Origin of the sequence: Actinoplanes philippinensis (assembly GCF_900113015.1) — a bacterium.
Taxonomy (GTDB): domain Bacteria; phylum Actinomycetota; class Actinomycetes; order Mycobacteriales; family Micromonosporaceae; genus Actinoplanes; species Actinoplanes philippinensis.
This window is the reverse complement of record NZ_FONV01000015.1, coordinates 42,601-66,533: the sequence shown is the minus strand read 5'-3', so window position 1 is coordinate 66,533 and position 23,933 is coordinate 42,601. Positions and strand designations below refer to the sequence as shown.

Here is a 23,933-nt window from a genome sequence, read left to right as displayed (position 1 = left end):
CTAGCTCAGGTTCATAGGCGCCCTCCACATCGCCCAGAGCGGCGGTCCGTCGGGAAGGTCGATCACGGACCGGACCCGGTATCCGTGCCGGAGGTAGAGATCGCGGTTGCGCGGGTCGTTCGCCTCCAGATAGGCCGGGATGCCGGCCCGGTCCAGACGGGCGTGGTGCCGGTCGAGCAGGGCGCTGCCGATGCCCTCGTTCTGCCGGCCCGGCCGGACCGCGAGGAAGGCCAGGTAGTGATGCGGCTCCAAGGGGTGTTCCGCCTCCAGAGCCGCGTCCAGCTGCTGCACACGGTGGAAGGCGGTGTCGGAGGCCTCCTTGACCCGGCGCTCGTAGTCCATCGGCGGCGGGATCATCGCGGTCAGCGGGAACCACAGGGCCACCCCGCACATCCGGCCGTCGTCGGCGTCGGCGGTGCTGTAGACCTCGCCGTACTGCAACGCGTACTCGACGAAGATCTCGAAGTAGCCGGGTGACAGACGCCGGCGCTCGGCGGCGTCCGGGTGCAGCCAGCGGGCGACCGGTCCGTCCCACATCGCTTCGGCCACGAGGTCGGTGATCTCCTCGGTGTCGAACGGCGACACGTGGCGGATCACGAGTTCCTGGATGGCGTACGTCATCGGGATTCCCTACCTGAGCTGGTCGTCGAATAGTGGTCCTGGAAGGCCATCGAGTGCGAGTGCGGGCGGGGCGGCTCGGGGAACTCGAAGAGAGTCCGGCGCTCCACACCGCGGCCGATCACCGCGTACACATCGGGCTTGGTGTAACGGACGATCGCCGCCCAGCCGGCGCCGAGCACCGCCAGCACCGCGTACCCGGCCGCGAAGGCCCAGTTGAAGATGGAGTCCTCGGCCAGCCCCAGGACGTCGCCGAGCCCCACCACGGTCGCGAAGAGGATGATGCTGAGCAGGAAGAACGCGATCACCGGGGTGACCCGGCCGCGCCACACGTTCTCCAGCCTCGGGTGTTGCACGAAGAACGCGATCACCGCGGCCGAGGTGCCCCACATCAGGATCAGCACGCCCAGGCCGCCGACCACCGTGAGGTATCCGAAGAGCTGCACCAGCGGGTCGGCGTGGGTGAACCAGTAGGCGAGGATCGCGATCAGCGACAGCACGCTCTGGGTGATCGAGCCGACCACCGGCGCGCCGGTCCGCGGGTGGGTGTAACCCCACCGGCTCGGCAGCATCCGCTCCCTGCCGAGGGCGAACTGGTAGCGCGACACCGCCGCGTGGAAGGCCAGCAGCGCCGCGAAGATACTGGTCATGAAGAGCAGATAGCCGATGGTGATCATGATGTCCGGCACATGTGGACTGACCAGGCTGAAGACCAGGTTCGTCTGCTCCCGCTGGGCGTCGGCCACGATCCGGCCCGGGCCCGCGCCGACCGACATCGCCCAGGCGGACACCGCACACATCAGGCCGGCGAGCAGCACCGCGAGGTGGGTGGCGCGGGAGATGGTCCGTTTCGGGTCCTTGGCCTCCTCGGAGAGCACGACCGTCGCCTCGAACCCGGTGAACCCGCCGATCGCGAGCACCATCATCGCGACGACCTCGGGTGTCAGCAACTGCGCCGGGTTGAGCATCGCGACGCTGACCGCGCCGTCGCGCGGATTGGCCACCATCACCAGGTCGTAGACCAGCACCACGGCGATCTCGGCGATCAGCAGGACGCCGAGCACCTTGCCGCTCAGGTCGACCCAGAGCATGCCGAGCACCGCGATGATCGCCCAGGCGAACAGCGCGCAGGCCACCCACGGGACGTTGAGCCCGAGTGAACCGAGGATGCCGGCGGCGACCACACCGAACAGTCCGAAAAGACCGATCTGCATCATGGCGTACGCCGGGAGGGCCACGAAGGCCGCGGCGACGCCGAGCTCACGGCCGAGACCATGGCTGATGTACGAGTAGAAGGCCCCTGAATTGACGATGTGCCGGCTCATCGCCACGAACCCGACCGTGAAGATCGACAGGATCCCCGCGACGACGATGTAGACCAGGGGCAGCGCGGTGTTGCCGACCACCGCGTAGACCGTCGTGATGGCTCCGATGATCACCGTGAGCGGGGCGGCCCCGGCGACGCCGAAGAAGACCACCGACGAGACGCCGAGCCGGTTGTTCGCGAGGGCCGCGCTGATGATGTCCGAACCGGGGGCGCCGCGCTTGGCGGCCGCCTCACGGTTCAGCTCGTTCAGCATCGTGCCGGCCCAGCGGTCGACGTTGTCCCGTCGTCGTTGATGGCGTCCGGGGCTCACCGGCGACCGACCGCCAGCGCGGACCCGACGAGGGCCTCGGTGCACTCGACCAGCTCCCGGAGATCACCGGGCAACGAGGCGATCATGCTGGGCAGCGCGTGGTAGATGTGCGGGTAGTTCTCGAACCCGTACATCACGTGCCGGGTCAGTCCGGTGGAGACCACCAGCCCGACGAGCATCCGGTCGGTGACGTTCAGCTCCATGCCGCGGACCAGCATGTTCGCCACCCGGGTGGAGGCCCAGGCGGCCGCGTTGCGCTGGCGGGCGGTGTTGGGCATGTAGAGGGTCTGTGTGGTGCCGAGCATCCGGCGCTTGGTGACGAGCTCGACCGCGCCGACCCGCATCAGCCGCTCCGCCACCCGCAGCGCCGAGTCCTGCGCGAGGAAGGCGAGCCAGGTGCGGATGTCGCGGTGCTGCGGCTGGGCGTTGAGCAGATCGAGGATGTCGTGGTTGAGCGCGTCGCGAGGTGGGCGCCGGTCGAGGACGATCAGGTCGCCGTCGCTGACGGCGATGCGGCCTTCGAGGACCAACTCCGCGAGTAATGCGGCAGCCAGCCCCAGGCCGGTCGCACGAGGATGCAGCCGGGACCGCCCGGTGCGGTCCTCGTGTGCGATCAGGTAATACTGGTCAGCCAACACTCCGTCCACGCCCCTTAGACGCAAGTTCCAATGATCTTTTACCTAGGAATGTAGGAAACAAGACAGAACTCGATGTCCGCAGCATCATGTACCCAACATCAAGGTCAATACAAGAAGTACTAGACTTCTTATTCAGTACCCGCAGTATTTGATCATTCGAGATTTGCGATCATGAAATGGGTATCCGGATCGCGCGAGCGCGGTCGTAATATCGACTTCATCAGGACCGTAGGGAGTCCAGGTGTCCGATATAGAGGGTCCGACGCTGCGACGCCGCCGGCTCGGGGCGGAGCTCAAACGATGCCGGGAGGCCGCCGGCCTCACACAACAGGACGTGTCCCGACACTTCGAGTGGCACTCCGCCAAGGTGACCCGCATCGAGACCGCGCGCGTCGCGGTCACCCCGCGGGACGTCCGTGACCTGCTGACCCTCTACAACGTGCGGGACCAGACGATGCGCGAGGCGCTGGTCGAGCTGGCCCGCCAGTCCCGCGAGCGCACGTGGTGGACCGACTATCGCGACATCATGCGCCCGGGCAACTTCGTGGGCCTGGAGGCCGCCGCGTCGGCGATGCGGACCTGGGAGCCGGTGCTGATCCCGGGGCTGCTCCAGACCCCCGATTACATGCGGTCACTGATGAGAAGCGGTCGGCCCACCGACCCCGAGGAGCACATCGACCGGCGGATCGCGCTGCGTCAGACCCGTCAGGGCCGGCTCACCAGCGATCGCCCGCTCGAATTGTCGGCGTTCATGGACGAGGGAGCGCTGCACCGGGTGATCGGCGATCGAGAGGTCATGACCGAGCAGCTGCGCCATTTAATCGAGATAGCTAAATTGCCAAATGTTTTCCTGCAGATACTGCCCTTCTCCGCAGGTGCGCACCCGTTCCTGAGCGGTCCGGCGGCGCTATTGGAGTTCCGAGAGACCACCCATTTGGATGTTGTTTATATGGAAGGTCTTGCGGGAGACTTGTACGAGGAACAACCAGACATGGTTGACTGGTATCGGCAGGAGTTCGAGCGATTGAGTGACATGGCGCTCGACCATCGCACGACCATCAAGATGATCGAGGGTCTGCTCGTCGCTTAGCACTCCCGCGGAATCTCACATCGAAGGGAGGTGCTTGAGTTGCTCGCGCACCAAATCGACGGAGCTGTCTGGAGGAAGGGCAGCCGTAGTAACGGGACCGGCGGCAGCAACTGCGTCGAGGTCGCATTCCTCGACCAGGGAATTGCCGTCCGTGACAGCAAGGACCGGATGGGACCGGCCCTCATGTTCACGTCGGCGGAGTGGACCGCCTTCGTGGACTCAGCCAAGGACGGCGAATTCGACATCGTTTCGTGAAAGCCTACCGATAGGTTCGCAGCGATGGAAGGCTCGAGCTGAGGCCCGGACTTTCACGATGTGCACCCGGACGGCAGCGCCCGGTCGCTTCCAGCGACCGGGCGATCACGCATTCAGGAAACGTGAAATGGATTCCGTCATCCATTTCCGGAGTGGGCCGGGAACAATCGGTGACCACCGTTTCCGACAGTGAGCGGGAGGTCACCCGCAGCCGTGATGAAGATCGGCCAGGTCGCCACCCGTGACTCGGCGATCTCCGCCTCCCGTTGCAGACTGTCCCGGCCACGGCGCGCCAGCTGCGTGTCGTGCCAGGCCGTCCGCTCGGCGGCGACAGCGGCTCGGTAGGCCCGCTCCCGATGCTCCGCGCACCGCCGGTGCAGCACGATCTCCTGCTCGGCCGGGTGCAGGCACGGATCCCACCCGCCGCCACCGGCCAGCACGGCGGCCAGGGCCGACACCGGCAGGTCGGCGCGGGACACCGCCGCGCGTACCCCCTCGTGCAGGAAGCGCTCGCGGGCGGCGTACTCCGCGGGGTCTCGGGGTGTCCACGGCGCGCCGAAGGCCGTCGTCGCCCGGCTGCGGGCCAGGCGCGCGTCGGCCGCCTGGAACGCCGCCCACGCCGCGTCCACCCGATCGGCGGCGGCCTGCCAGTGCGCCTGCCACCTGTCGACCGCGTCCGCCGCCTGCGCGGCCGCGACCCGCAACTCCAGCGCGAAACGCACCGCGGCCTGCGCCTCGGCCGCCTCCGCCGCTCGCCGCCCGGCCCGCCGCCGCCGGGTCCGCCGGACGAAGCGCACCGCCTCCAGCAGCGCCGCCACTGGGTCACGCACCCCGTCGGGATTCGCGAGGACCACCAGCGCGGGCAGGGTGAGCAGCATCAACGCGGCCCAGATGGCCATCGGGGCCGGCTCGGTCAGCAGCATCTCGGCAAGGATGTTCATGGCGGTTTCCGTCCGCTCGTGGGGAGGTTCGCACAGCGCAGGCTTCGCCCCGGGCGCCGATGGGCGCCCGCAGGTCTCAGACGGCGGGCGGAGGGGCGCGGGAGACCGCGGCGCGGGCGGTGTCCTGCGAGGTCAGCGCGGGGGCGCGGTCCGCGGCCGGACTGCTCACGGCAGGCGGTGCGGCGCCCGGTTCGAGGGTGGCCGGTGAGGCTTCCTCAGCGGTACGGGCCACCCGCTCGGCACTCGCGCAAGAGGCGATCACGGGGCCGGAGGCCGCCGGCAGAGCCCCGGACGCGGGCGAGAAGAGCGCCAGAACCAGGAGGACAAGGACGGACAGCGACCGTGGCAGCGCACTGCTCCGGCCCGTCGTCATGTCCTGAAAATACCTTAATAAGGCTATTTGTCCGATCAGCCGCGCCGCAGGTCAGCCCCGGTGTGACGCTCCTCTAAGGTGTCGTCTGACCGGAACGGATCACTCACGTCCACCCGGCGACGACCGATGGAAAGTACTGACCCGGAAGCCATCCGGAGCTGTCGCCGACGGGAGCCATCATGCCGAAGCGATCCGTGGCCACCGACCCGGTCCTGCTGGGTCTGGTGGCCGTCGGTGTGCTCCTGGTGCCCTGGTTCCTGCACTACGGCGACCAGCGGACCGTCTCCTGGGGGCTGCAGACCGTCCTCGACGGGGCAAACACGTACTTCACTTTTCGCACCGCCACCCATCCGGCCGTGTCGGCGGCGGGCCGGCGGTTCTGGTGGGCGGCCGTGATCGCCTGTGCCGGCTGTCTGCTGGGTGACGGATATCAGACCGTCCTGCTCGTGCTGGACCCCGCTCTGACCGCGGTCAGCCCGGTGCAGACCGCGCTCGTCGTCACCGGCATGGCCGTGGTGGTCGGGGCGATGCTGCGGCACCCGCTCGGCGGCGCCGGGCGGCAGCGGCTGCGGCTCTGGTTCGACGCGACCACGGTGCTCACCGGCGTCGCGGTGTTCCTCTGGTACTTCGTGCTGGCCACCGACCTGAGCGGGCGCCGGGCCACCGACCTCTGGGGCGCCACGGCCACCGCCGTGGTGATGCTGCTGATCACGTTCGGGCTGCTCAAGCTGATCCTCAGCGGCACGGCGCCGTTCACCCGCGCGGCCGGGATCGCGGCCGCCGTCGGTGTCTCCGGCACCGCCTTCGCCGGGCCGGTCGCGCTCGGCTTGATCGGGGACCCCGGGCCGGGCGGCGCCAGCGTCGTCCAGCTGCTGCCCTGCGTGCTGGCGTCGGCGTCGTTCCGGGTCCAGCAACTGCACGTGTGGCGGCTCGCCGAGAAGCCGCCGACCGGGATGGGTGGACGCTCCAGCCGGCTCCCGTACCTCGCGGTGATCGCCACCCAGATCCTGCTCGTCGTCTCGCTCCGGGAGGACGACGTCGACCTGCGGGTGTGGGGTGTCGCGATCGGCGCCGTGGTGATCACCGCGCTGGTGCTGGGCCGGCAGGTGGCGGCGCTGCACGACAACGAGCGGCTGCTCACCGAGATCGACGGGCAGGCCGAGCGATTCCGGGCCCTGGTGCAGAACACGTCGGATCTCACGCTCGTCGTCGACTACGACGCGACCATCACCTACGCCAGCCCGGCCGCGCTGCGGGTTCTCGGGGTGCAAGACAGCGAGCTGGTGGGCACGTCGCTGCACGACCGTACCCATCCGGAGGACATCGTGACGACGGTGGCCGACCTGGAGCGGCGGCTGGCGGCCAACCCGGGCACGGGGATCAGCACCCAGGTGCGCTGGCGGCACGCGGACGGCTCGTACCGGTGGCTCGACGTGGTCACCACCGACCTGATGCACAACACGAACGTCGGCGGCGTGGTGCTCAACGCCCGGGACGCCACCGAGGCGCGCGCCCTGCACGACGAGCTGCACCGCCAGGCCAACCACGACACGCTGACCGGGCTGGCCAACCGGCTGCTGCTGCACCGGCGGCTGTCGGAGGCGACCGAGCGGGTCAGCATGCTGCTGATCGACCTGGACGGCTTCAAGGAGATCAACGACCGGCACGGGCACCACACCGGCGACCAGGTGCTGATCGAGGTGGCGCACCGGCTGACCGGGCTGCTCGGGGCCGGGGAACTGGCCGCCCGGCTCGGCGGCGACGAGTTCGCGGTGCTGCTGCCCGGAACCGCCGCCACCGCCGCCGCCCGGCTGGCCGACCGGATCAGCGCCGTGCTGGCCGAGCCGATGCCGATCGGGGGCGGACTGCTCGCCGTCGGGGCCAGTGTCGGCGTCTCAGCCGGTGAGCCCGGGGACGGCGACGGCCTGCTGCGTGAGGCCGACGCCGCCATGTACCGCCGCAAGCGCGAACGCCGGGAGCGGCGCAACCGGGCCGTCGGTCAGGGAGCCGTCCAGCCGGCCGGGACCTGACCGATCCGTACCCGCTGGGGGTGATCGCCGACGGCGACCGAGGCGACCGCCTGCCCGGTGGCGAAGCTGATCGCGGTGACCCGGTCGGCGCCCGCCTCGGAGATCACGCAGTCCCGCCCGTCCGCGCTGACCGTGGCCCAGTACGGCTTGATCGCGGTGACCAGCGGACCCGGGGTGAGGGTCGCGCGGTCGACGACCGTGGCGTAGTCGTCCATGGTCCCGGCGACACACAGTTTCGCCCCGTCCCGGCTGATCGACAGGCCGTGGTGGCGGGAGTCGTTCACCCACGTGGTGCGGTCCGGGTCGGTGGCCGGGTTCTGCGGCAGGTCACGGATCCGGGTGATCTTGTCGGTGGCCACGTCGTACTCGATGACCCCGGCGAAGAACGAGACCTGGAAGTAGAGCTTCGACTCGTCCGGGGTGAAGACGGCGGGCCGGACCGCGTCGGAGAGGTCACTGCGGCCGAAGGCGTTCAGCCGGTCGCGCATGTCGATCGTCCGGACCACCCGGTAGGTGGCGGTGTCGGCGATGGTGATCTTCCGGTCCCCCTTGGTGAAGTCCAGCCAGGGGGCGTCCAGGTCGGTGTTGACCTCGCCGATCGAGCTGTTCCAGAGGTATTTTCCGCCGCCGGTGAAGATGTTCTCGTGCGGCTTGTCGCCGGTGGCGAAGGACCCGAGCTGCCGGCCGGTCACGATGTCCAGCACGTGCACCGTGTTGCCGGTGGAGGCGGAGACGGCGACCGTGCGCCCGTCCGGCGAGACCGCCATGTGGTCGGAGCGGAAGCCGCTGACCGGGAACCGCCACTTGAGCGCGCCGGTCGCCAGGTCGATCGAGACCACGTCGGCGAAGCTGGGCCGGGAGACGACCAGGGCGTCACCGGCCGGGGTGGTGTACATGTCGTCGACCAGCTGGTCGTGGCCCTCCCCCGGGCCCTGCTGGATGCCGAGGTAGAAGGCGAGCCGGATCGGGTTGAGGTAGATCTCGGTGAGCCGCTGCGCCCGGTCCGGGATCACCGACAGCCGGCCGATCCGGGCGTACCCGCCGCTCGGCTCGATGACGTCGACGGTGCCCTCCCAGTTGTTGCCGACGAACATCACCTGGCGCAGCGCGGCCGCGGCCTGCGCCGGGACGGCGAGAGAGCCGAGCGCCAGCAGGCCGCCGACGGTGGCGGCGAGCAGACGGCGCAGAGGTACGGGTGAGGCCATCAGGTGACTCCCATCAATGTTCGTTACCGGTCAGTAACGACCATGAAACAAGAGAGTCACTCACATTGATAGATGTCTTTATGTTCTCTTCCCGTAAACGAGGGCGCCGGCGCAACCCGAAAGGGTCACGCCGGCGCCGTCGACACCAGCCCTCAGATCACCGGTACTTGCGGTAGTCCGTCTGGGTCTGCGGGTTGAACTGCCACGTCCTCTCCCGCTCCGCCTTGTCGATACGGCGGTCGCTGACCTCCAGGACGTCGAAGCCCTTCTGGATGTCGTTGGAGTAGATGTAGCCGTTGTACCAGTACGCCGACCAGGCGCCGCCGACGATCAGCCGGTCCGTGCTCAGCGGGCCGCGCTCCCAGAAGGCGATCTCCTTCGGCTTGCGCGAGTCGGTGAAGTCCCAGACCGAGATACCGCCCTGATACCACGCCTGGACCATGATGTCGCGACCCTTGACCGGGATCAGCGAGCCGTTGTGGGCCACGCAGTTCTCGGTCACCGCGTTCTCCCGCGGGATCTTGTAGTAGCTGCGGAACTCCAGCTTGCGCTTGCTGCCCCGGCCGGTGATGTCGTAGATCGCGTCCGCGCCCTTGGTCGCGCCGATCGACGGCAGGCACTCGGCGCCACCGCCGCCACCGAGCTCGTCGGTGAAGACCACCTTGGTGGCGTCGTTGTTGAACGTCGCCGAGTGCCAGAACGCGAAGTTCTCCGCGTCACGCACGGTGGTGATGACCTTCGGCGCCGCCGGCTTCGAGATGTCCAGCAGCACACCGTCACCCATGCAGGCGCCGGCCGCGAGATCCTTCTCCGGGTACGCCGTGATGTCGTGGCAGCCGGAGGTGGTGCGCGAGTCCGCGTCACCGGGGAAGCCACCGTCCGGGAAGAGCACCGGCGCGGACACCAGAGCCGCCTCGGCCGGCTTCTTCAGCGGGACCTTGACGATCGAGATCTTGTCGTGCGGCTGCGCGCAGTTCGGCAGGTCGACGACGTCCAGGTTGTACGAGGACACGTAGGCGTACACCGAACGGTCCCGGCCCTTGCCCGGCACCAGCGTCAGCGTGTGCGAGCCGCAGTCGGTCTTGACCGCCTTCACGTACTGCGGGTTGCGCGGGTCGCTGATGTCGAAGATCTTGACACCCTCCCACCGCGGCGTCTCGGCGGGCGCGCTGTTCGGCACGGCGACGCTGTTGCAGGAGTCGTCACTGCGGATCGAGTCGGTGCCGAGGAACAGCAGGTTGCCGTAGACGGAGACGTCGTTCTGCGCGCCCGTGCAGAGGACCTGGACGGCCTGGACCGGGTCCTTCGGGTTGCTGATGTCCCAGACGGTGAAGCCGTTGTAGTTGCCGGCGAACGCATACTTGCCCTGGAAGGCGAGGTCGCTGTTGAGCGCGTTCTCCGGGGCGAACGGGCCCGTCTTGGGCTCGTTGGCGATCAGCTTGATGTTGGGGCTGCTGACGATCTCGTCCACACCCGGGATCGTGGCCGGGTCGGCCTGGGCGGGTGCGGCAACCAGGAAACTGGTCAGAACCGCCGCCGCCCCGATGCTCGTCAGGCGCTTGAACCGCCCTCGTGGGGCAGGATGCCTCATGAAGATCCTTCCGCACTGCTTCCGGCTTGCCGACACCGGAAGCGCACGGCGAGTCATGTCGCCGTAAACCCCCGGTGATAGCGATGTCGATCGTTACGATAGTCGTCGTGACCCTCCCATGGGGACGCTTGCCGGAAAGGAAATACATGCAACACCGACGCGCGTGGGCCCTGACCGCCGCAACCGTGGTACTTCTCGGCACGGTGGGAATTGCCCTTTTCGCCCGGTTCTCCAACGATGATCCGAAGCCGGCGGCCGCGCCTTCCGCGTCCTCCTCACCGGCTCGGGTCCTCGTGCCCGGCAAGCCCGGGGAGTCCGCGTCGGTCACCGATGCCGATCACGTGCAGCCCCCGGACGCCTCGCCGTACAACAAGGCCGACGTCACGTACGCCCAAATGATGATCGCCCACCACGCGCAGGCGCTGCAGATGGCAGATCTTGTACCCGACCGGGCAGCGGATCAGGGCGTGAAGAACATCGCGAGCCGGATCACCGCCGCTCAGGGGCCGGAGATCGCTATCCTCCGCACCTGGCTGAAGGACCGCGGGCAGCCCGAGTCGGATCCGGCGCACGACCACACCACCATGCCGGGCATGCAGTCCGCCGCCGCCCTCACCGATCTGGGCGCGGCCCGTGGCGCGGACTTCGACCGTCGTTTCGTCACGATGATGACCGAGCATCACCGGGGCGCCCTGCAGATGGTCGACGTCCTCTTCACGAGCGGCTCGGAGGAGCGGCTGGCGAAAATGGCCAAGGAGACCGCCATCGAGCAGGACATCGAGATCCGCCGGATGGCCGACCTCGGGGTGAGCTGACCCCGGGGCCGGCCGGGCCGGGGTCAGAGCAGCATGCCGCCGGAGACCTCGATCCGCTGGCCGGTGACCCATCCGGCGCCCGGGCCGAGCAGCGCCGCGATCACGCCGGCGATCTCCTCGGGCTCGCCGACCCGGCCCATCGCGGTCACCGATCCGATGTGGGCGCGGACCCGCTCGTCGTCGCGGAGCGCGCCACCGCCGAACGTGGTGGCGACCGGCCCCGGGGCCACCACGTTCGCGGTGATCCGGCGCGGCCCGACCTCCTTGGCGAGATAGCGGGTGAACACCTCGACGGCGCCCTTCATCGAGGCGTACGCCGCATACACGCCGTCGCCGGTGAAGCGGGCCAGGCCGGTGGAGAGGTTGACGATCCGGCCGCCGTCGGCGATCAGCGGCAGCAGCGTCTGGGTCAGGAAGAAGACGCCACGGAAGTGCACGTCGAGCATCTCGTCGAAGGCCTCGACCGGGGTCTGCGCGATCGTGCCGGCATGGCCGACACCGGCGTTGTTGACCAGGAAGTCGAAGTCGGCACGGTCGTACCGGTCGGCGAGCACCCGGCGCAACTCGGTCGCGAAGGCGGCGTACGACCCGAGGTCGCCGACGGTGAGCGGCAGCGCCACGGCGTCGATCTTCTCGCCGGGGTCGCCACGGTACGTGTAGATCACCTCGACGCCGGCCTCGATGAGAGCCAGGGCGGTGGCCCGTCCGAGTCCACGGTTGCCGCCGGTGATCAGAGCGATTCTGGGCATGGCGAAGCCTTCTTTCGTACCGGAGAAAATGGTGTGCAGGGGTTTGTCAGGCGCTGACGGCGGCGAGCATCTGCAGCTTCTCGTAGCTCGGCGAGCCGGGCGCCGCGGTGAAGACCAGCAGCGTCTGGAGCTGGCCGGGGTCGTGCAGGGTCTGGCAGTAGAGGTCGAGCGGCCCGAGCTCCGGGTGCAGGAGCGTCTTGCGGTCGGTGTGCGCCAGGCCGATGCCGTGCTCGGCCCAGATCCCGGCGAACTCCGGGCTGGCCGCGAGCAGGGCGGTCACGATCTCCCCGGCCCGGCTCCGCGGGACGGCCGCGTACGCATCGCGCAGCTGGGCCGCGAAGATCCGGCCCTGCCGGTCGTGGTCCTCGGCCGGGTAGAGCCGCCGGGCGGCGGGATCGGTGAACCACCGGTACCAGCAGCTGCGGGCCAGCCCGGTGAACCGGCTCTCGTCGCCGACCAGCGCGACGGCGGGCGCGGTCTGCAGCAGCGTCTCGCCGTATCGGGAGATGACCATGGCCGGGGTGTCGCCGAGCCGGTCCAGGATCCGCATCATCCCCGGGGCGATGTGATCGTCGCGGGACACCCGCTGCGGCGCCGGGTGCCCGCCGAGCCGGAACAGGTGATCCCGCTCGGCGAGGCTCAGGTGCAGCGCCCGGGCCAGGGCGGCGAGCATCTGCTCGGACGGGCCCGGGCCACGCTGCTGCTCGATCCGCCCGTAGTAGTCGGCGGACATCCCGGCGAGGGCGGCCACCTCCTCCCGGCGCAGGCCGGCGGTGCGCCGGCGAGGCCCGCGCGGCAGGCCCACGTCCTCCGGCCGCAACGACTCGCGCCGGGTGCGGAGAAAGTCCGCGAGCTGTGCCCGATCCATGTCCCCGCCCCTTCCGGCCCGGCCTGTGGGATCAAGCCTGGCGCGTCACCGGGACGCGATGAAGGCCACACACATCCCCGGACAGGTGATCCCTGGACATGGGTCAGCCCCGGCGCAGCGCGGCGCGTACCTGCTCGGCGCCCTGGCTGAGCAGGCGGAAGCCGTCGTCGCTGAGATCGTCGTCCGTGCGCAGGTCGCGGAGCTTGCGCTGGAACTCCTCGACCTTGCGCAGGGCCCCTTTCGTGTCACCGCGGGAGAGCCGCTGGGCGGCCTGCTCGAGCCGCCGGGCCAGGGACTCGGCGTCGTCGTCGTCGACCTGGTCCTCGTCCTCCAGGATCCCGATCGCGCTCACCAGCGCGGAGATCAGCTCGGCCGGCTGGGCCGGTCGCACGGACGGCGTGGTGGTGGTGGTCGCGGACGGCTCGGGCTCCTCGCTCTGCCCGGCCGTCCCGGTCGCCTCGGGCTGCGCCGGGGCGCTGGTCGCGGCCGCCGAGGGCGCCGGGGCAGCCGTGATCGGGACGGGCTCGTCGTCGTCGGCGAACAGCCACACCACCAGCAGGAGCAACGCGGCTGCGGCGCCGCCGGCCACCACCAGGCCGGCGCGCCGGTGGTTGGCCGCCCGGTACACGCCGCGCGGCTCGACCACCGGCAGCTGAGCGGTCGGCTGGTGAAGATCGTGAGGCTCCGGCACGGCCGACATCATGCCAGGTCAACCCCCGGTACGGCGCTCACCGGTGTCTCAGCGGGCGCGAGACACCGGTGAGCGCCACACGGGTCACAGCAGGACGGGCAGGTGGTAGAGGCCACGCAGCAGGGTGCCGGGCCGCCAGGGCAGCTCGTCCGCGTCGACGGCCAGCCGCAGGTCGGGGAACCGGTCCAGCAGGGCGGTGAACGCGATCTGCGCCTCCAGCCGGGCCAGTGGCGCCCCGAGGCAGTAGTGGATGCCGTGCCCGAAGGCCAGGTGGTTGTTGTTGGCACGATCGAGCCGCAGCTCGCCGGCGTCCGGGAAACGGTCCTCGTCGCGGTTGGCCGAGAGCAGCACCACGATGACCGGGTCACCGGCCGCGATGGTCACGCCGCCGATCTCCACCGGCTCGGTGGCGATCCGGAACGTGGACGTCTCGACCGGCCCCTCGAACCGCAGGAACTCCTCGATCGCGGCGGGCAGCAGGGAGCGGTCGGCGCGCAGCCGCTCCCAGCGCTGCCGGTCGCGCAGCAGCAGCCAGACCCCGTTGCCGATCAGGTTGACGGTGGTCTCGTGACCGGCGATGAGGAGCAGGAAGACCATCGAGGACAGTTCCTCGGCGGAGAGCCGGTCACCCTCCTCACGGACCTGGATGAGACCGGAGAGCAGGTCGTCGCCGCCGTGCTCGCGGCGCTCGGCGAGCAGCGCGGTGATGTACTGGATCAGCGCGGTCACCGCCGGGGCCAACCGGTCACCGGCCAGCGATCCGGCGACGATCACATTGGACCACTCCCGGAACTCGTTCTGATCCTCGGCCGGGACGCCGAGCAGCTCACAGATCACCTGGATGGGCAGGGGGAAGGCGAACGTGTCGATCAGGTCGGCCTCGTGCCTGCCCGCCAGCGCGTCCAGCAGGTCGGTGGTGATCTCCTCGATCCGCGGCCGCAGGCCCTCGATCCGCCGGGCGGTGAACGCCGCCGAGACGAGACGGCGCAGGCGGGTGTGGTCGGGCGGGTCGACGGCGAGCATGTGCCGGGAGATCGGCGTGGTGAGATTGGGCTGCCCGGCGCCGGCCGACCCGGCCGCGTGGATCGACTTGGACAGCCGCGGGTCGGTGAGCGCACGCCGGGCGTCGTCATACCGGGTGACCAGCCAGGGCTCCAGGCCGCTGGGCAGTTTCACCCGTCGCACCGGGCCGGTGCGCCGCATCTGCGCATACACCGGATGGGGATTGTTCTGGAACGCCGGGTCGGTGAAATCGATCTGGAGATCCTGCGTCATCACGCCCTCCGGGCCGCCGGGAACCGGATTCCGACGATACCCGTCGATACCGCTCCCCGGTGCCCCGTCGGGCGTTCAGACCGGGCTGCGGCGGGGCGCGCGGGGCGACCGCGGCGGGCGGATCGGCAGGTGCGGGCGGCGGGCGGTAGGGCGGCGGGGACGGCGCGGTCGCGGCACCGGCGAGGCGACGACGATCACGACGTACGCCCGGGGCTGCGCGGAATCGGCCACTGGCATGGATCACCTCCAGGGAAGGCGTCCACTATCCGCCGTGCCGGCCGCCGATCGGCCGTCGTTCAGACTTTCTTAATGATCATCTGTGCCAGAGGTAAGCCATTCGGGCGCCTCGTCGCCGCGGTGACGCTGCTGATCACGGCCGGCTGCACCGCGGACCCGGCACCGCCGGCCCCGGTCGTCACGCCCGCCACGTCGCCGCCCGCCGTCCTGGCCTCCCCGGCCCCGCCGCCGAACATCGTGCTGGTGCTCGTCGACGACCTGTCGATGAACCTCGTGCCGTACATGCCGAACGTGCGCAAGCTCCAGCGGGACGGCACCACGTTCACCGGCTACACCGTCACCGACTCGCTCTGCTGCCCGTCGCGCGCGTCCCTGTTCACCGGGCGGTTCCCGCACAACACCGGGATCGTGAAGAACCACGGGTCGGACGGCGGGTTCCGGCTCTTCCACAGTCGCGGCCTGGAACGGTCCACCTTCGCCACCGACCTGCGCGGCGCCGGGTACCGGACCGCGTTCCTCGGCAAGTACCTGAACGAGTACGAGCCCGGGGAGCGGATGGGCGGCGACCGGCCGTACGTGCCGCCGGGCTGGGACCAGTGGTACGCCGGTGGCAACGCCTACCCCGGCTTCGACTACCAGCTCAACGAGAACGGGCGGGTCGTCTCCTACGGGTCGAAGCCGAAGGACTACCTGACCGACGTGCTCGCGGGCAAGGCGGTGGACTTCATCAGCGCCACGGCGACGACCGGGAAGCCGTTCCTCATCGAGGTCGCCACCTATGCGCCGCATCACCCGTACACGCCGGCGCCACGGGACGCGAACCTCTTCCCCGGCCTGCGCGCGCCCCGGACCGCCGCGTGGAACCGGGCGCCCGAGGACACGGTGTGGCTGGCCGGCAAGCCGGAACTGACCGCGCGGCAGGAACGGGACATCGACGAGGACTTCCGGCTGCGGGTCCAGTCGGTGCAGTCGGTGGACCGGATGATCGGCCGGCTCCGGTCGGCACTGGCCACGGCGGGCGCCGCCGACCGGACCGTGGTGGTGTTCACCTCGGACAACGGTTACCACATGGGTGAGTACTCGCTGCCCGCCGGCAAGCAGACCGCGTTCGACACCGACGTCAACGTGCCGCTGGTGATGGCCGGGCCGGGGATCGGCGCCGGACGGGACGCCGCCGCGGTGGTGACGAACGTCGACCTGCGTCCCACCTTCGCCGAGTGGGCCGGCCTGCCCGCCCCCGCCGAGGCCGACGGGCGCAGCATCACGCCGCTGCTGTCCGGGAGCACGCCGGCCGGGTGGCCCCGTGCCGCGCTGATCGAGCACCACGACCCGGCCACCGATCCCCGGGACCCGGACTTCGAGCGGGACAGCATGAACATCCCGCCGTCCTACGACGCGCTGCGCACCGCCACGTTCACCTACATCGAGTACGTCGACGGAACTGTGGAGTACTTCGACCGTACGTCCGATCCGGACATGCTCCGCAACGTGGCGGGGACGCTCGGCCCGGAGCGGCTCACGGCGTTGCGATCAGCGGTACGCGGCCTCGCCACCTGTGTCGGCGCGGACGCCTGCGGAGCCGCCGCCGACGCGGTCAAGTGAGCCAGCTCGGCGCGCTCTGACCGCTCGCGTGCCCGAACGGCGCATCGCCCGACCCGTCCGGGCGCCGCACCACCGGGTAGACGCTGGAGTGCGCCTGCCACGACGGCTGCGGGCGCGGGCGGGCCTCGGACAACGCCCGGACCAGCGCCTCCAGCATGTCCTGGAGAGCCACGTGCAGGCGGCCGTCGGTGATCACCCCGGCGCCGTCGATCGACGCCATCTCCAGCGGCAGGCGGATGCAGGCGGGCCGCAGCAGCCGGGCGCCGCCGTGATCGAGCACCGCCTCCAGGCCGGCCCGGGCGCCCTCGTCGACGCCCGGCCGGACCACGGACAGCCAGGCGGCCGGCTTGCCACCCAGCTCCCCGCCGTCGATCAGCCAGTCGAGCAGGTTCTTCAGGCTGCCGGGCAGCGAGCCCGCATACTCCGGGGTGCTGAACAGCAGCGCGTCGGCCGCGTCGACCATCGCGCGCAGCTCGGCGACCACTCCCCGCGGGGTCTCGCCGGGCACGAAGGCGGGCAGCTCGGGCAGGTCCTCGTACAGTGTCGCGTTGATCTCCTGCGGGGCGAACCGGGCCGCGGTCCGCAGGGCGGCGGTGTGCAGGGAGCCGGGCAGGGTGCTCCCCGAGATCAGCAGGACGCGGGTCATGCCGCCGACGATACGACCCCGCCGGGCCTCAGCCGTCCATCCGGAGGGCTCGGACCGTGGCGGCAATCCGACCGCATCCCAACAGTCCCACCGCCCGGAAGAGACCGGCCACCGCTCGAAAAAGGCCGGCCGCCACCCGGAAGAAGCCGTCACCCGGGAGAAACCAGCCGCCACCCGGGAGAAGCCGTCACCCGGGAGAAACCGGCCGCCACCCGAAATAAGACCCCGGGAGAAGCCGGCCGCCGCTCGAAAGAGGCCGGCCCGCCGCCGGGAAGGGTCAGGCCGTGGCGGCTTTCCGGGCGATCAGCAGCCGTCCGATGCCGGCCATCGCCATGATCGTCAGCACCACGAGCATCGCCTGGTAGTTGGCGCCGGCCGCGTCGGCGGTCTCGGCGACCGGGTTGGACACGCCGAGCCGGTCGAGCACCCAGCCCACCGCGGCCGCCCCGGTCAGCGCCGCCCCGCCGATCCGCAGCCACGGCTGGACCGGCAGCCGGGCGAGCGCCAGCAGCGCGGGCAGCGCCAGCGCGACCAGCAGCAGCTGGACCAGTTCGATGCCGAGGTTGAACCCGAGCAGGCTGAGGGCCAGCTGCCCGGTGGACAGCTGCAGTCCGGCGAGGGTGAACGAGAACGCCATCCCGTGCCCGAGCCCGAACAGGCCCGCGACCAGCGCCTCCTGTCCCGGGAAGAGCGGGCGGACGGCGTGCGCGGCGCCGATCAGGATGCTCACCGCGATGAACACCTCGACCGGCCGCGCCGGGATCTGCACCCGGAACAACGCGCTGAGCACCAGCGCCACGGAGTGCCCGAGCGTGAAGGCGAGCGTGATCCAGCCGATCCGCCGGATCGCCCGCCGTGGCCCGGCCGCTCCGGTCCAGCGTCCCCGTCGCGCGATCAGGGGCGCGGGCAGCAGCAGGATCAGCAGGAAGAGCAGGTGGTCGGTGCCCTCCAGGATGTGCAGGCCGCCGAGCCGGAGCATGGCCAGGAAGCCCTGCCACGAGCTGCCCGCGCCGAGGTCGACGGTGAGCTTCGGCACGGTCATCGTCCGGTTGTCGACGGCGATGACCCCGACCTGCTCGGTTTCGCCGCACTCGGTGATCCGGCCCGCCGCCCAGTCCTGCCGGACCGAGACGAGAGTGGTGTGCGTCACGACCTTGTGCACGATGACGTCGTAGCCGAGTGTGAAGTGCCGTACATCACCACCGGCCGGCGGGGCGAATTCGATCTCCACGGCGACCTCCTGATAGGGCCCGGTGGCCGTCTGCTCCGCCGCGGTCAGCTCGGGGTCACCGACGGTCACCGTCCAAGCGGCGCCGTCCGCTCCGGCGGGCCGCACGTGCGCGGCGAGGTAGGCCCGCAACTCCGCGGCGCGCGCGGGCAGATCGGTGGCGATCCCGCTGGCGGTGGCCAGGTCACCGGCGGGCAGCTCCAGCGATGCGGTGACCGACGTCTCGTGCACGTCGAGCAGGACCACCGAGTGCGGCATCGGGTGCGCGGCCGCGGGCTTCGCGCCGAGGAACACCAGCAAGGGTACGGCCAGGAGCACTGCAATCCGTCTCACCTGCCACATGATTGTCAACGAAATCGTCGGCAAACAGTGCCTGGGCCGTCTTCACAGCAAGTCACAGAAACGCCGATGGCCCCACCGGATCGGTGAGGCCATCAGTCAGAGGTGCGCCGCGTAGGACTCGAACCTACAACCCGCGGATTAAGAGTCCGCTGCTCTGCCAGTTGAGCTAGCAGCGCGTTACAACGGGCGAAATTTTATCACACCCATCGGTCGTCAGCAGGGAGAGTGCGCCGCGTAGGACTCGAACCTACAACCCGCGGATTAAGAGTCCGCTGCTCTGCCAGTTGAGCTAGCAGCGCTCTGCCGTGCAACGAGGAAAACGTTAGCACGGGCTCGGAAGATCCTTGAAATCGGCTGCTAACCACCGGAAGGGGGACCCGCTGCTTGCACCGATGCGTCAGGATGTCTGCGCTGAGAACTAAAGAACGGGGCTTGACGATGGTTGTCCTCCGCCGCTCACTGGCGACGATCATGGCGATCGGCCTGATCGCCTCCACCGCCGCGTGCAGCGACGATTCCGAACCGGCCTTCGCCGAGCCGGGCCCGTCCGCGGGCGCCGGTTCCGGCGCGCCCGCCCCGGTCACCGAGAGCACGACCGCCGCCGAGCCGGTGACGCTGGCCATCACACCGGCCGCGAACAAGAAGGACGTGCCGGTCAGCGCAGAGATCGGGGTCAAGGTCACCGGCGGCGAGGTGTCCTCGGTCACGCTCACCGACGGCAAGGGCAAGGCGGTCTCCGGCAAGCTGCGTGAGGACAAGTCGGCGTGGGTGCCCGACAAACCTCTCAAGACCCGGCAGAAGTACGCCGCCAAGGTCGTCGCCACCGGCGCGGACGGCAGCAGCACCACCGCCACCACCTCGTTCACCACGATGGGCGCGCCCGGCCGGGAGACCGGGACCGGTCTGTACCTGTTCGACGGCAACACCTACGGCGTGGCGATGCCGGTCGTCGTCGAGTTCAACCCGGGCATCAAGAAGGCCGACCGCGCCGCCGTGCAGAAGCGGATGTTCGTCGAGACCTCGCCGGCCCAGCCGGGTGTCTGGTCGTGGACCGAGGCCGGCACGCAGGCCTACTACCGCGCGCCGGAGTACTGGCAGACCGGCACCTCGATGAAGGTCCGGATCGCGGTCGGCGGCCTGCCCACCGGCGGCGGGCGCTACGGCGACCAGGACCGCTCGGCGACCGTGAAGATCGGCCGCAAGCTGGAGATGAACGTCGACAACAAGGCGAAGAAGATGACCGTGCTCAAGGACGGCGCGACGGTCAAGACGATCCCGGTGAGCCTGGGCAAGAGGAGCACCCCGTCGTCCAGCGGGCACATGGTGGTGATGGAGAAGAAGGCGGCGACCGTCTTCGACACCACCGACACCGACGGCGCGGCCGGTTACCGCACCGACATCGAGTACGCGCAGCGACTGACCTGGAGCGGTCAGTACATCCACTCGGCTCCCTGGTCGACCGGATCGCAGGGACGCACGAATGTGTCACACGGATGTGTCAACGTGTCCCCGTCGAACGCCCGCTGGCTCTTCGAGAAGACCTTGATCGGCGACCCGGTCGTGGTGAAGGGCACCGAGGACGAGCTGGACTACGGCGACGGCTGGACGCCGTGGGACGTGAGCTGGGAGAAGTTCAAGGAGGGCAGCGCCCTCTAGGGTTCTCCTCGTGGTTTCTTCTCCCCGGCGGGGTACATCGATGGCGTAAGGCCGGTCACGGCACGAAACCGGGATTGGTGCGACGCTGTTTTTGGAGCACTATTGGGCGCCGGGGAGAACGACGCCGTGAGGGGACCATGGAGATGGATGGATTTCGGTCGGCAGAGCGGTCAGCGCCGGCCGGTCGCCGCGGGCGCCTGCGTCTCGCCGTGGCCGCGGTGCTCGCGAGCACACTGCTGCTGACCACCGCGTGCAGCGGTGACGACAAGCCCTCCTGGCAGGGCGGCGGCAACACGCCCGAGGGGACCAGCGCGTCACAGCCCCCCGCGTCCCAGCCGGCCCTGAGCACCGTCGCGGTGACGTCCCCCGCGGCCGACGCGAAGAGTGTCGAGCTCTGGTCCGAGGTGAAGTACAACAGCGAGGACCCGGCGAACACCGAGGTCAAGGTGACCGCCAAGGGCAAAGAGGTCAAGGGCACCGTCGACAAGGACGCGAAGGTCTGGCGCCCGGCCGAGGGCCTCGCGTGGAACACGACGTACACGGTGGACGTCAGCACGCCCGCCGCGGACGGCAAGACCACCAGCGCCACCAGCACCTTCACCACCATGAAGGAGCCGTCGAAGGTGGTCCGGGCGACCAGTTTCCTGGCCGACGGGCAGAAGGTCGGCGTCGGCATGCCGCTGATCATGAAGTTCGGGCGGGCCATCCCGGAGAAGTATCGGGCCGAGGTGGAGCGCCGGATGGTCGTGACGGCGACCCCCGCGCAGGAGGGCGTCTGGCGCTGGAGCAGCCCGACCGAGGTGCAGTACCGGCCGAAGACCTACTGGAAGCCCAACTCGAAGATCTTCTACAGCGTCAACCTCAAGGGCGTGGAGATGGGTGACGGCTGGTACGGCCGGACCAACCTGACCGTCGACCTGAGCATCGGCCGCGAGATGATCATGACGGTCAACAACAAGACCAAGCAGATGACGGTCAAGCAGGACGGCAAGGTCATCAAGACGCTGCCGGTCAGCCTGGGCAAGGCCAGCACCCCGTCGGCCAGCGGCACCATGGTCGTCATGGAGAAGGCGGCGCACACCGTCTTCGACACCACCGACGAGGACCCGGTGAACGGCTACAAGACGCCGATCGACTGGGCGCAGCGCCTGACGTACAGCGGCCAGTTCATCCACGCCGCCCCGTGGTCGGAGGGCGTGCAGGGCAAGCGCAACGTCTCGCACGGCTGCGTCAACGTCTCCGAGGCGATGGGCAAGTGGCTCTTCGACCGGACCCTGATGGGTGACGTGATCGTCGTCTCCGGGACCGAGGAGAAGCTGAAGAACGGCGACGGCTGGACCAACTGGAACATGAGCTGGGAAGAGTACAAGAAGGGCAGCTACCTGAGCTGACGTCTTCTCCCCCGGCGTGCGAGGCGGGCCCCCGGTCATCCGGGGGCCCGCCTCCGTCATTTCGCCGGGAAGGCGCCGGTCACACCGGCCTGTTCGGCGCCCGCGGTGGCCACTGCCGCGTAGGTGTCGTGTGCCGCGTCGCGTTCGGCGTCGGCCCGGGTGTACTGCACAGCGAAGACGTAGCTGCCCGGCGCCAGGGTGCCCTGCTTCAGCGTGAACCGGTAGACGAACCGGTCCTTCTCCTCGGTCACCGCCATGGTGATCATGTCGACCGGGATGGTGGTCCACCGGCCGGCGTCCTTGACTCCCGCGGTCTTCGCCACGGTGACCACCACGTCCAGCGCGGTGACCGCCGCGGTGGTGGTGAGGGTGACGTTGCCCTGCGCCCACGTTCCGACCGAGTGCCCGTCGACGACGGCGGCCGAGCTGAGGAACCGGTCGGCGGCCTGCCGGCTCGGGGTGACGACGGCCGGGGGTGGTGGCGGTTTCTCCACCGGCTCCGGCGGCTCCGCACGGCCCGGCTTCTCCTCGCGGGCCGGCGTCTTGCTGCGAGCTGCCGGGGACGGCGACGGCGCCGGTGAGGGCTCGGTGGCCGCCGGCGTACGGTCCCCTTCGGGACGGTCGCCGGCGAGCTTGATGCCGGCGAACCCGACGACGAGCGTGGCCACCACCGACGCCGCGGCGGCGACCGGCCGCAGTGACCAGGCCCACCGGCTCGGCGCCGGCTCCATACGGCGCTGGACGATCCGGGTCAGCATGAGATCCCGGTCCGGCAGGTGCCCGTCGGCCTCGTGGCGCAGCACCGTGCCCAGGTCGGGCTGGGGGCGCTCAGCCATGGTGGCCTCCCATCATCAGCGGCATCCCGCGCAGGAACTCGCTCAACTGGGCAGCGCCCCGCGAGGTGTGACTCTTCACCGCACCGACCGAGATGCCGAGGATCGTGGCGACCTCCCGCTCCGGCACGTCGAACGCGTACCGCAGGACCACGCATTCGCGGCGGCGCTGCGGAAGCCGCTGCAGGGCCGCGCGCACATCGAGCACCGCGGGGGTGTCGCTCTCGCCGCGCTCGCGGCGCAGCAGGCCCAGCCGGAGCAGCCCGGATCGTTCCCTGGTCTGCTTCCTGATCCACTGCCGGGCCAGGTTGGTCACGATGCCGCGAGCGTACGCGATCGGGCTGTCCGCGGCCTGGACCCGCTCCCAGTGCCGCCACACCTCCACGAACGCGTCCGCGGCCAGGTCGTCGGCGGCCTGCGAGTCGCCGGTCACCAGGTAGGCGAGCCGGGACAGGTCGATGTGGTGGTCGTCGAAGAACCGCCGGAAGGCGTATTCGGTACCGATCTCGGACAAGGGGACCGTTCCTGACCGTCGGGGTTTGGGGGGAACGACGGTCGCCCCGGGCCGTGGGGACGAGCCCGGGGCGACCGGGATCAGGCGATCTTCACGGAGTACGCGCTGGTGTCGAGCCGCCCCGAGCCGGTGAAGATCTCGGCGCCCTGGGAGGCGGCCGGGGTCTTCGACACCGATGGGGACGGCATCACCGACGGCGAGGAGGAGAAGGAAGCCGCCGGCGACGCGACGGCGCCGCAGATCATCCCGTTGACCGTGAACACCGTGGGGATGGCGTTGCCCTCGCTCCAGCCGCCGTTGAAGCCGACCGTCACCGTGGCGCCCGGGGCGATCGTCCGGTTCCAGCCCGCGTCGGTGACGCTGATCTGGGCGCCGCTCCGATGCCCGGAGCCGTTCCCGCCGCCGGCCGGCAGCCGGCCCGACGGGAAGGCGAACGCCAGCTTCCACCCGTCGATGTTCGTACCGCCGGTGTTCTTGATCCTCACGTCGCCGAAGTACGTGACCGAACAGCCGGTGGCCTCGGCGGCGTTGAGGACACCGGCTACGGCGGCCGCGCTGCCGACGGCCGGCACCGAGAGCGGTGCGACGATGCGCTTGGCGAGCATAGGGGTCTCCTGGGGACGACGAGTGATCCACACCCCTGTGGCTCGGAAGTCGCAAAAGGTTGCGCGCTCCCACGAGAAATTTTTCGGCCGCTCACCATATGGG

General features: G+C 70.0%; 23 protein-coding genes and 2 tRNA genes. 7 read left to right on the top strand and 18 right to left on the bottom strand.

Going from position 1 to position 23,933, the window contains the following annotated elements; translation table 11 throughout:
• Genes BM290_RS35395 through BM290_RS35385 form a run of 3 tightly spaced genes read right to left on the bottom strand, consistent with a single transcriptional unit; the run spans window position 1 to window position 2,893 of the window.
• The gene (locus tag BM290_RS35395) at window positions 1–621 is read right to left on the bottom strand and encodes a GNAT family N-acetyltransferase (RefSeq protein ID WP_093620309.1); all 621 of its coding nucleotides are present in this window, start codon (window positions 619–621) and stop codon (window positions 1–3) included.
• On the bottom strand, window positions 618–2,255 hold the full coding sequence (locus BM290_RS35390; RefSeq protein ID WP_307837969.1) for an APC family permease: 1,638 nt from the start codon (window positions 2,253–2,255) through the stop codon (window positions 618–620). The genes BM290_RS35395 and BM290_RS35390 overlap by 4 nt, the downstream gene beginning before the upstream one ends.
• Window positions 2,252–2,893 (bottom strand): GOLPH3/VPS74 family protein, encoded by a 642-nt coding sequence (locus BM290_RS35385; RefSeq protein WP_177320026.1) that lies wholly within the window; start codon window positions 2,891–2,893, stop codon window positions 2,252–2,254. The genes BM290_RS35390 and BM290_RS35385 overlap by 4 nt, the downstream gene beginning before the upstream one ends.
• A 241-nt stretch (window positions 2,894–3,134) precedes the next feature.
• On the opposite strand from BM290_RS35385, the gene BM290_RS35380 reads away from it, so the two are divergent.
• Both BM290_RS35380 and BM290_RS35375 read left to right on the top strand, forming a co-directional pair.
• Complete coding sequence (locus tag BM290_RS35380) at window positions 3,135–3,983, top strand: helix-turn-helix domain-containing protein (RefSeq protein ID WP_093620306.1); 849 nt, start codon at window positions 3,135–3,137, stop codon at window positions 3,981–3,983.
• A gap of 30 nt (window positions 3,984–4,013) precedes the next feature.
• Complete coding sequence (locus BM290_RS35375; protein ID WP_373871131.1) at window positions 4,014–4,238, top strand: DUF397 domain-containing protein; 225 nt, start codon at window positions 4,014–4,016, stop codon at window positions 4,236–4,238.
• A 137-nt stretch (window positions 4,239–4,375) separates the two neighbouring features.
• Here BM290_RS35375 and BM290_RS35370 read toward each other — a convergent pair whose 3' ends face one another.
• Window positions 4,376–5,179, bottom strand: a complete 804-nt coding sequence (locus BM290_RS35370; RefSeq protein ID WP_093620305.1) for a hypothetical protein — start codon at window positions 5,177–5,179, stop codon at window positions 4,376–4,378.
• A gap of 76 nt (window positions 5,180–5,255) precedes the next feature.
• Entirely contained in the window at window positions 5,256–5,552 is a 297-nt protein-coding gene (locus tag BM290_RS35365) for a hypothetical protein (protein WP_093620304.1), read from the bottom strand.
• Between the two features lie 179 nt (window positions 5,553–5,731).
• Here BM290_RS35365 and BM290_RS35360 point away from each other — a divergent pair, with 179 nt between their 5' ends.
• A complete protein-coding gene (locus tag BM290_RS35360; RefSeq protein ID WP_093620303.1) occupies window positions 5,732–7,582 on the top strand; it encodes a diguanylate cyclase domain-containing protein in 1,851 nt (616 codons plus the stop codon).
• On the opposite strand, the gene BM290_RS35355 is transcribed toward BM290_RS35360, so the two are convergent.
• Complete coding sequence (locus BM290_RS35355; RefSeq protein ID WP_093620302.1) at window positions 7,552–8,787, bottom strand: YncE family protein; 1,236 nt, start codon at window positions 8,785–8,787, stop codon at window positions 7,552–7,554. The genes BM290_RS35360 and BM290_RS35355 overlap by 31 nt on opposite strands.
• 157 nt (window positions 8,788–8,944) lie before the next feature.
• The gene (locus BM290_RS35350; protein ID WP_093620301.1) at window positions 8,945–10,378 is read right to left on the bottom strand and encodes a hypothetical protein; all 1,434 of its coding nucleotides are present in this window, start codon (window positions 10,376–10,378) and stop codon (window positions 8,945–8,947) included.
• Window positions 10,379–10,461: 83 nt separating this feature from the next.
• Here BM290_RS35350 and BM290_RS35345 point away from each other — a divergent pair, with 83 nt between their 5' ends.
• Complete coding sequence (locus BM290_RS35345) at window positions 10,462–11,193, top strand: DUF305 domain-containing protein (protein ID WP_239143942.1); 732 nt, start codon at window positions 10,462–10,464, stop codon at window positions 11,191–11,193.
• Between the two features lie 23 nt (window positions 11,194–11,216).
• On the opposite strand, the gene BM290_RS35340 is transcribed toward BM290_RS35345, so the two are convergent.
• The 4 genes from BM290_RS35340 to BM290_RS35325 form a co-directional block, all read right to left on the bottom strand.
• The gene (locus tag BM290_RS35340) at window positions 11,217–11,942 is read right to left on the bottom strand and encodes an SDR family NAD(P)-dependent oxidoreductase (RefSeq protein ID WP_093620299.1); all 726 of its coding nucleotides are present in this window, start codon (window positions 11,940–11,942) and stop codon (window positions 11,217–11,219) included.
• Between the two features lie 46 nt (window positions 11,943–11,988).
• Entirely contained in the window at window positions 11,989–12,810 is an 822-nt protein-coding gene (locus tag BM290_RS35335) for a helix-turn-helix transcriptional regulator (RefSeq protein WP_093620298.1), read from the bottom strand.
• 103 nt (window positions 12,811–12,913) lie between these two features.
• On the bottom strand, window positions 12,914–13,501 hold the full coding sequence (locus BM290_RS35330) for an FIMAH domain-containing protein (RefSeq protein WP_143134034.1): 588 nt from the start codon (window positions 13,499–13,501) through the stop codon (window positions 12,914–12,916).
• Between the two features lie 84 nt (window positions 13,502–13,585).
• Window positions 13,586–14,776, bottom strand: a complete 1,191-nt coding sequence (locus BM290_RS35325) for a cytochrome P450 family protein (protein ID WP_177320025.1) — start codon at window positions 14,774–14,776, stop codon at window positions 13,586–13,588.
• A 309-nt stretch (window positions 14,777–15,085) separates the two neighbouring features.
• On the opposite strand from BM290_RS35325, the gene BM290_RS35320 reads away from it, so the two are divergent.
• Complete coding sequence (locus tag BM290_RS35320; RefSeq protein ID WP_093620296.1) at window positions 15,086–16,615, top strand: sulfatase family protein; 1,530 nt, start codon at window positions 15,086–15,088, stop codon at window positions 16,613–16,615.
• Here BM290_RS35320 and BM290_RS35315 read toward each other — a convergent pair.
• From BM290_RS35315 to BM290_RS35300, 4 genes are all read right to left on the bottom strand, one after another.
• Window positions 16,608–17,261, bottom strand: coding sequence for an NADPH-dependent FMN reductase (locus BM290_RS35315; protein ID WP_093620295.1), 654 nt, complete (start codon window positions 17,259–17,261; stop codon window positions 16,608–16,610). The genes BM290_RS35320 and BM290_RS35315 overlap by 8 nt on opposite strands.
• A gap of 277 nt (window positions 17,262–17,538) precedes the next feature.
• Entirely contained in the window at window positions 17,539–18,822 is a 1,284-nt protein-coding gene (locus BM290_RS35310) for a HupE/UreJ family protein (RefSeq protein WP_177320024.1), read from the bottom strand.
• A 112-nt stretch (window positions 18,823–18,934) separates the two neighbouring features.
• A tRNA-Lys gene (locus BM290_RS35305) sits at window positions 18,935–19,007 on the bottom strand.
• Window positions 19,008–19,057: 50 nt separating this feature from the next.
• Window positions 19,058–19,130: transfer RNA gene (locus BM290_RS35300), tRNA-Lys, on the bottom strand.
• A gap of 139 nt (window positions 19,131–19,269) precedes the next feature.
• Here BM290_RS35300 and BM290_RS35295 point away from each other — a divergent pair.
• Both BM290_RS35295 and BM290_RS35290 read left to right on the top strand, forming a co-directional pair.
• Window positions 19,270–20,487, top strand: a complete 1,218-nt coding sequence (locus BM290_RS35295; protein ID WP_093620293.1) for a L,D-transpeptidase — start codon at window positions 19,270–19,272, stop codon at window positions 20,485–20,487.
• A 143-nt stretch (window positions 20,488–20,630) separates the two neighbouring features.
• Window positions 20,631–21,878 (top strand): L,D-transpeptidase, encoded by a 1,248-nt coding sequence (locus tag BM290_RS35290; protein WP_093620434.1) that lies wholly within the window; start codon window positions 20,631–20,633, stop codon window positions 21,876–21,878.
• A gap of 56 nt (window positions 21,879–21,934) precedes the next feature.
• On the opposite strand, the gene BM290_RS35285 is transcribed toward BM290_RS35290, so the two are convergent.
• The 3 genes from BM290_RS35285 to BM290_RS35275 all read right to left on the bottom strand — a co-directional run bounded on the left by BM290_RS35285 (window position 21,935) and on the right by BM290_RS35275 (window position 23,830).
• On the bottom strand, window positions 21,935–22,714 hold the full coding sequence (locus tag BM290_RS35285; RefSeq protein ID WP_093620292.1) for a hypothetical protein: 780 nt from the start codon (window positions 22,712–22,714) through the stop codon (window positions 21,935–21,937).
• Window positions 22,707–23,225, bottom strand: coding sequence for a SigE family RNA polymerase sigma factor (locus tag BM290_RS35280; protein ID WP_093620291.1), 519 nt, complete (start codon window positions 23,223–23,225; stop codon window positions 22,707–22,709). Before BM290_RS35280 ends, BM290_RS35285 begins: the two co-directional genes overlap by 8 nt.
• Window positions 23,226–23,305: 80 nt before the next feature.
• Window positions 23,306–23,830, bottom strand: a complete 525-nt coding sequence (locus BM290_RS35275) for a cellulose binding domain-containing protein (protein ID WP_093620290.1) — start codon at window positions 23,828–23,830, stop codon at window positions 23,306–23,308.
• Window positions 23,831–23,933: the final 103 nt, after the last annotated feature.

Excerpts from the sequence above, each read along its gene's own strand:
- BM290_RS35320 (WP_093620296.1), top strand. The coding sequence starts at position 15,086 with ATGATCATCTGTGCCAGAGGTAAGCCATTCGGGCGCCTCGTCGCCGCG.
- BM290_RS35290 (WP_093620434.1), top strand. The coding sequence starts at position 20,631 with ATGGATGGATTTCGGTCGGCAGAGCGGTCAGCGCCGGCCGGTCGCCGC.
- BM290_RS35340 (WP_093620299.1), bottom strand. The coding sequence starts at position 11,942 with ATGCCCAGAATCGCTCTGATCACCGGCGGCAACCGTGGACTCGGACGG.
- BM290_RS35335 (WP_093620298.1), bottom strand. The coding sequence starts at position 12,810 with ATGGATCGGGCACAGCTCGCGGACTTTCTCCGCACCCGGCGCGAGTCG.
- BM290_RS35275 (WP_093620290.1), bottom strand. The coding sequence starts at position 23,830 with ATGCTCGCCAAGCGCATCGTCGCACCGCTCTCGGTGCCGGCCGTCGGC.
- BM290_RS35355 (WP_093620302.1), bottom strand. The coding sequence starts at position 8,787 with ATGGCCTCACCCGTACCTCTGCGCCGTCTGCTCGCCGCCACCGTCGGC.
- BM290_RS35345 (WP_239143942.1), top strand. The coding sequence starts at position 10,462 with ATGTCGATCGTTACGATAGTCGTCGTGACCCTCCCATGGGGACGCTTG.
- BM290_RS35325 (WP_177320025.1), bottom strand. The coding sequence starts at position 14,776 with ATGACGCAGGATCTCCAGATCGATTTCACCGACCCGGCGTTCCAGAAC.
- BM290_RS35360 (WP_093620303.1), top strand. The coding sequence starts at position 5,732 with ATGCCGAAGCGATCCGTGGCCACCGACCCGGTCCTGCTGGGTCTGGTG.
- BM290_RS35295 (WP_093620293.1), top strand. The coding sequence starts at position 19,270 with ATGGTTGTCCTCCGCCGCTCACTGGCGACGATCATGGCGATCGGCCTG.
- BM290_RS35365 (WP_093620304.1), bottom strand. The coding sequence starts at position 5,552 with ATGACGACGGGCCGGAGCAGTGCGCTGCCACGGTCGCTGTCCGTCCTT.
- BM290_RS35350 (WP_093620301.1), bottom strand. The coding sequence starts at position 10,378 with ATGAGGCATCCTGCCCCACGAGGGCGGTTCAAGCGCCTGACGAGCATC.
- BM290_RS35370 (WP_093620305.1), bottom strand. The coding sequence starts at position 5,179 with ATGAACATCCTTGCCGAGATGCTGCTGACCGAGCCGGCCCCGATGGCC.
- BM290_RS35315 (WP_093620295.1), bottom strand. The coding sequence starts at position 17,261 with ATGACCCGCGTCCTGCTGATCTCGGGGAGCACCCTGCCCGGCTCCCTG.
- BM290_RS35285 (WP_093620292.1), bottom strand. The coding sequence starts at position 22,714 with ATGGCTGAGCGCCCCCAGCCCGACCTGGGCACGGTGCTGCGCCACGAG.
- BM290_RS35395 (WP_093620309.1), bottom strand. The coding sequence starts at position 621 with ATGACGTACGCCATCCAGGAACTCGTGATCCGCCACGTGTCGCCGTTC.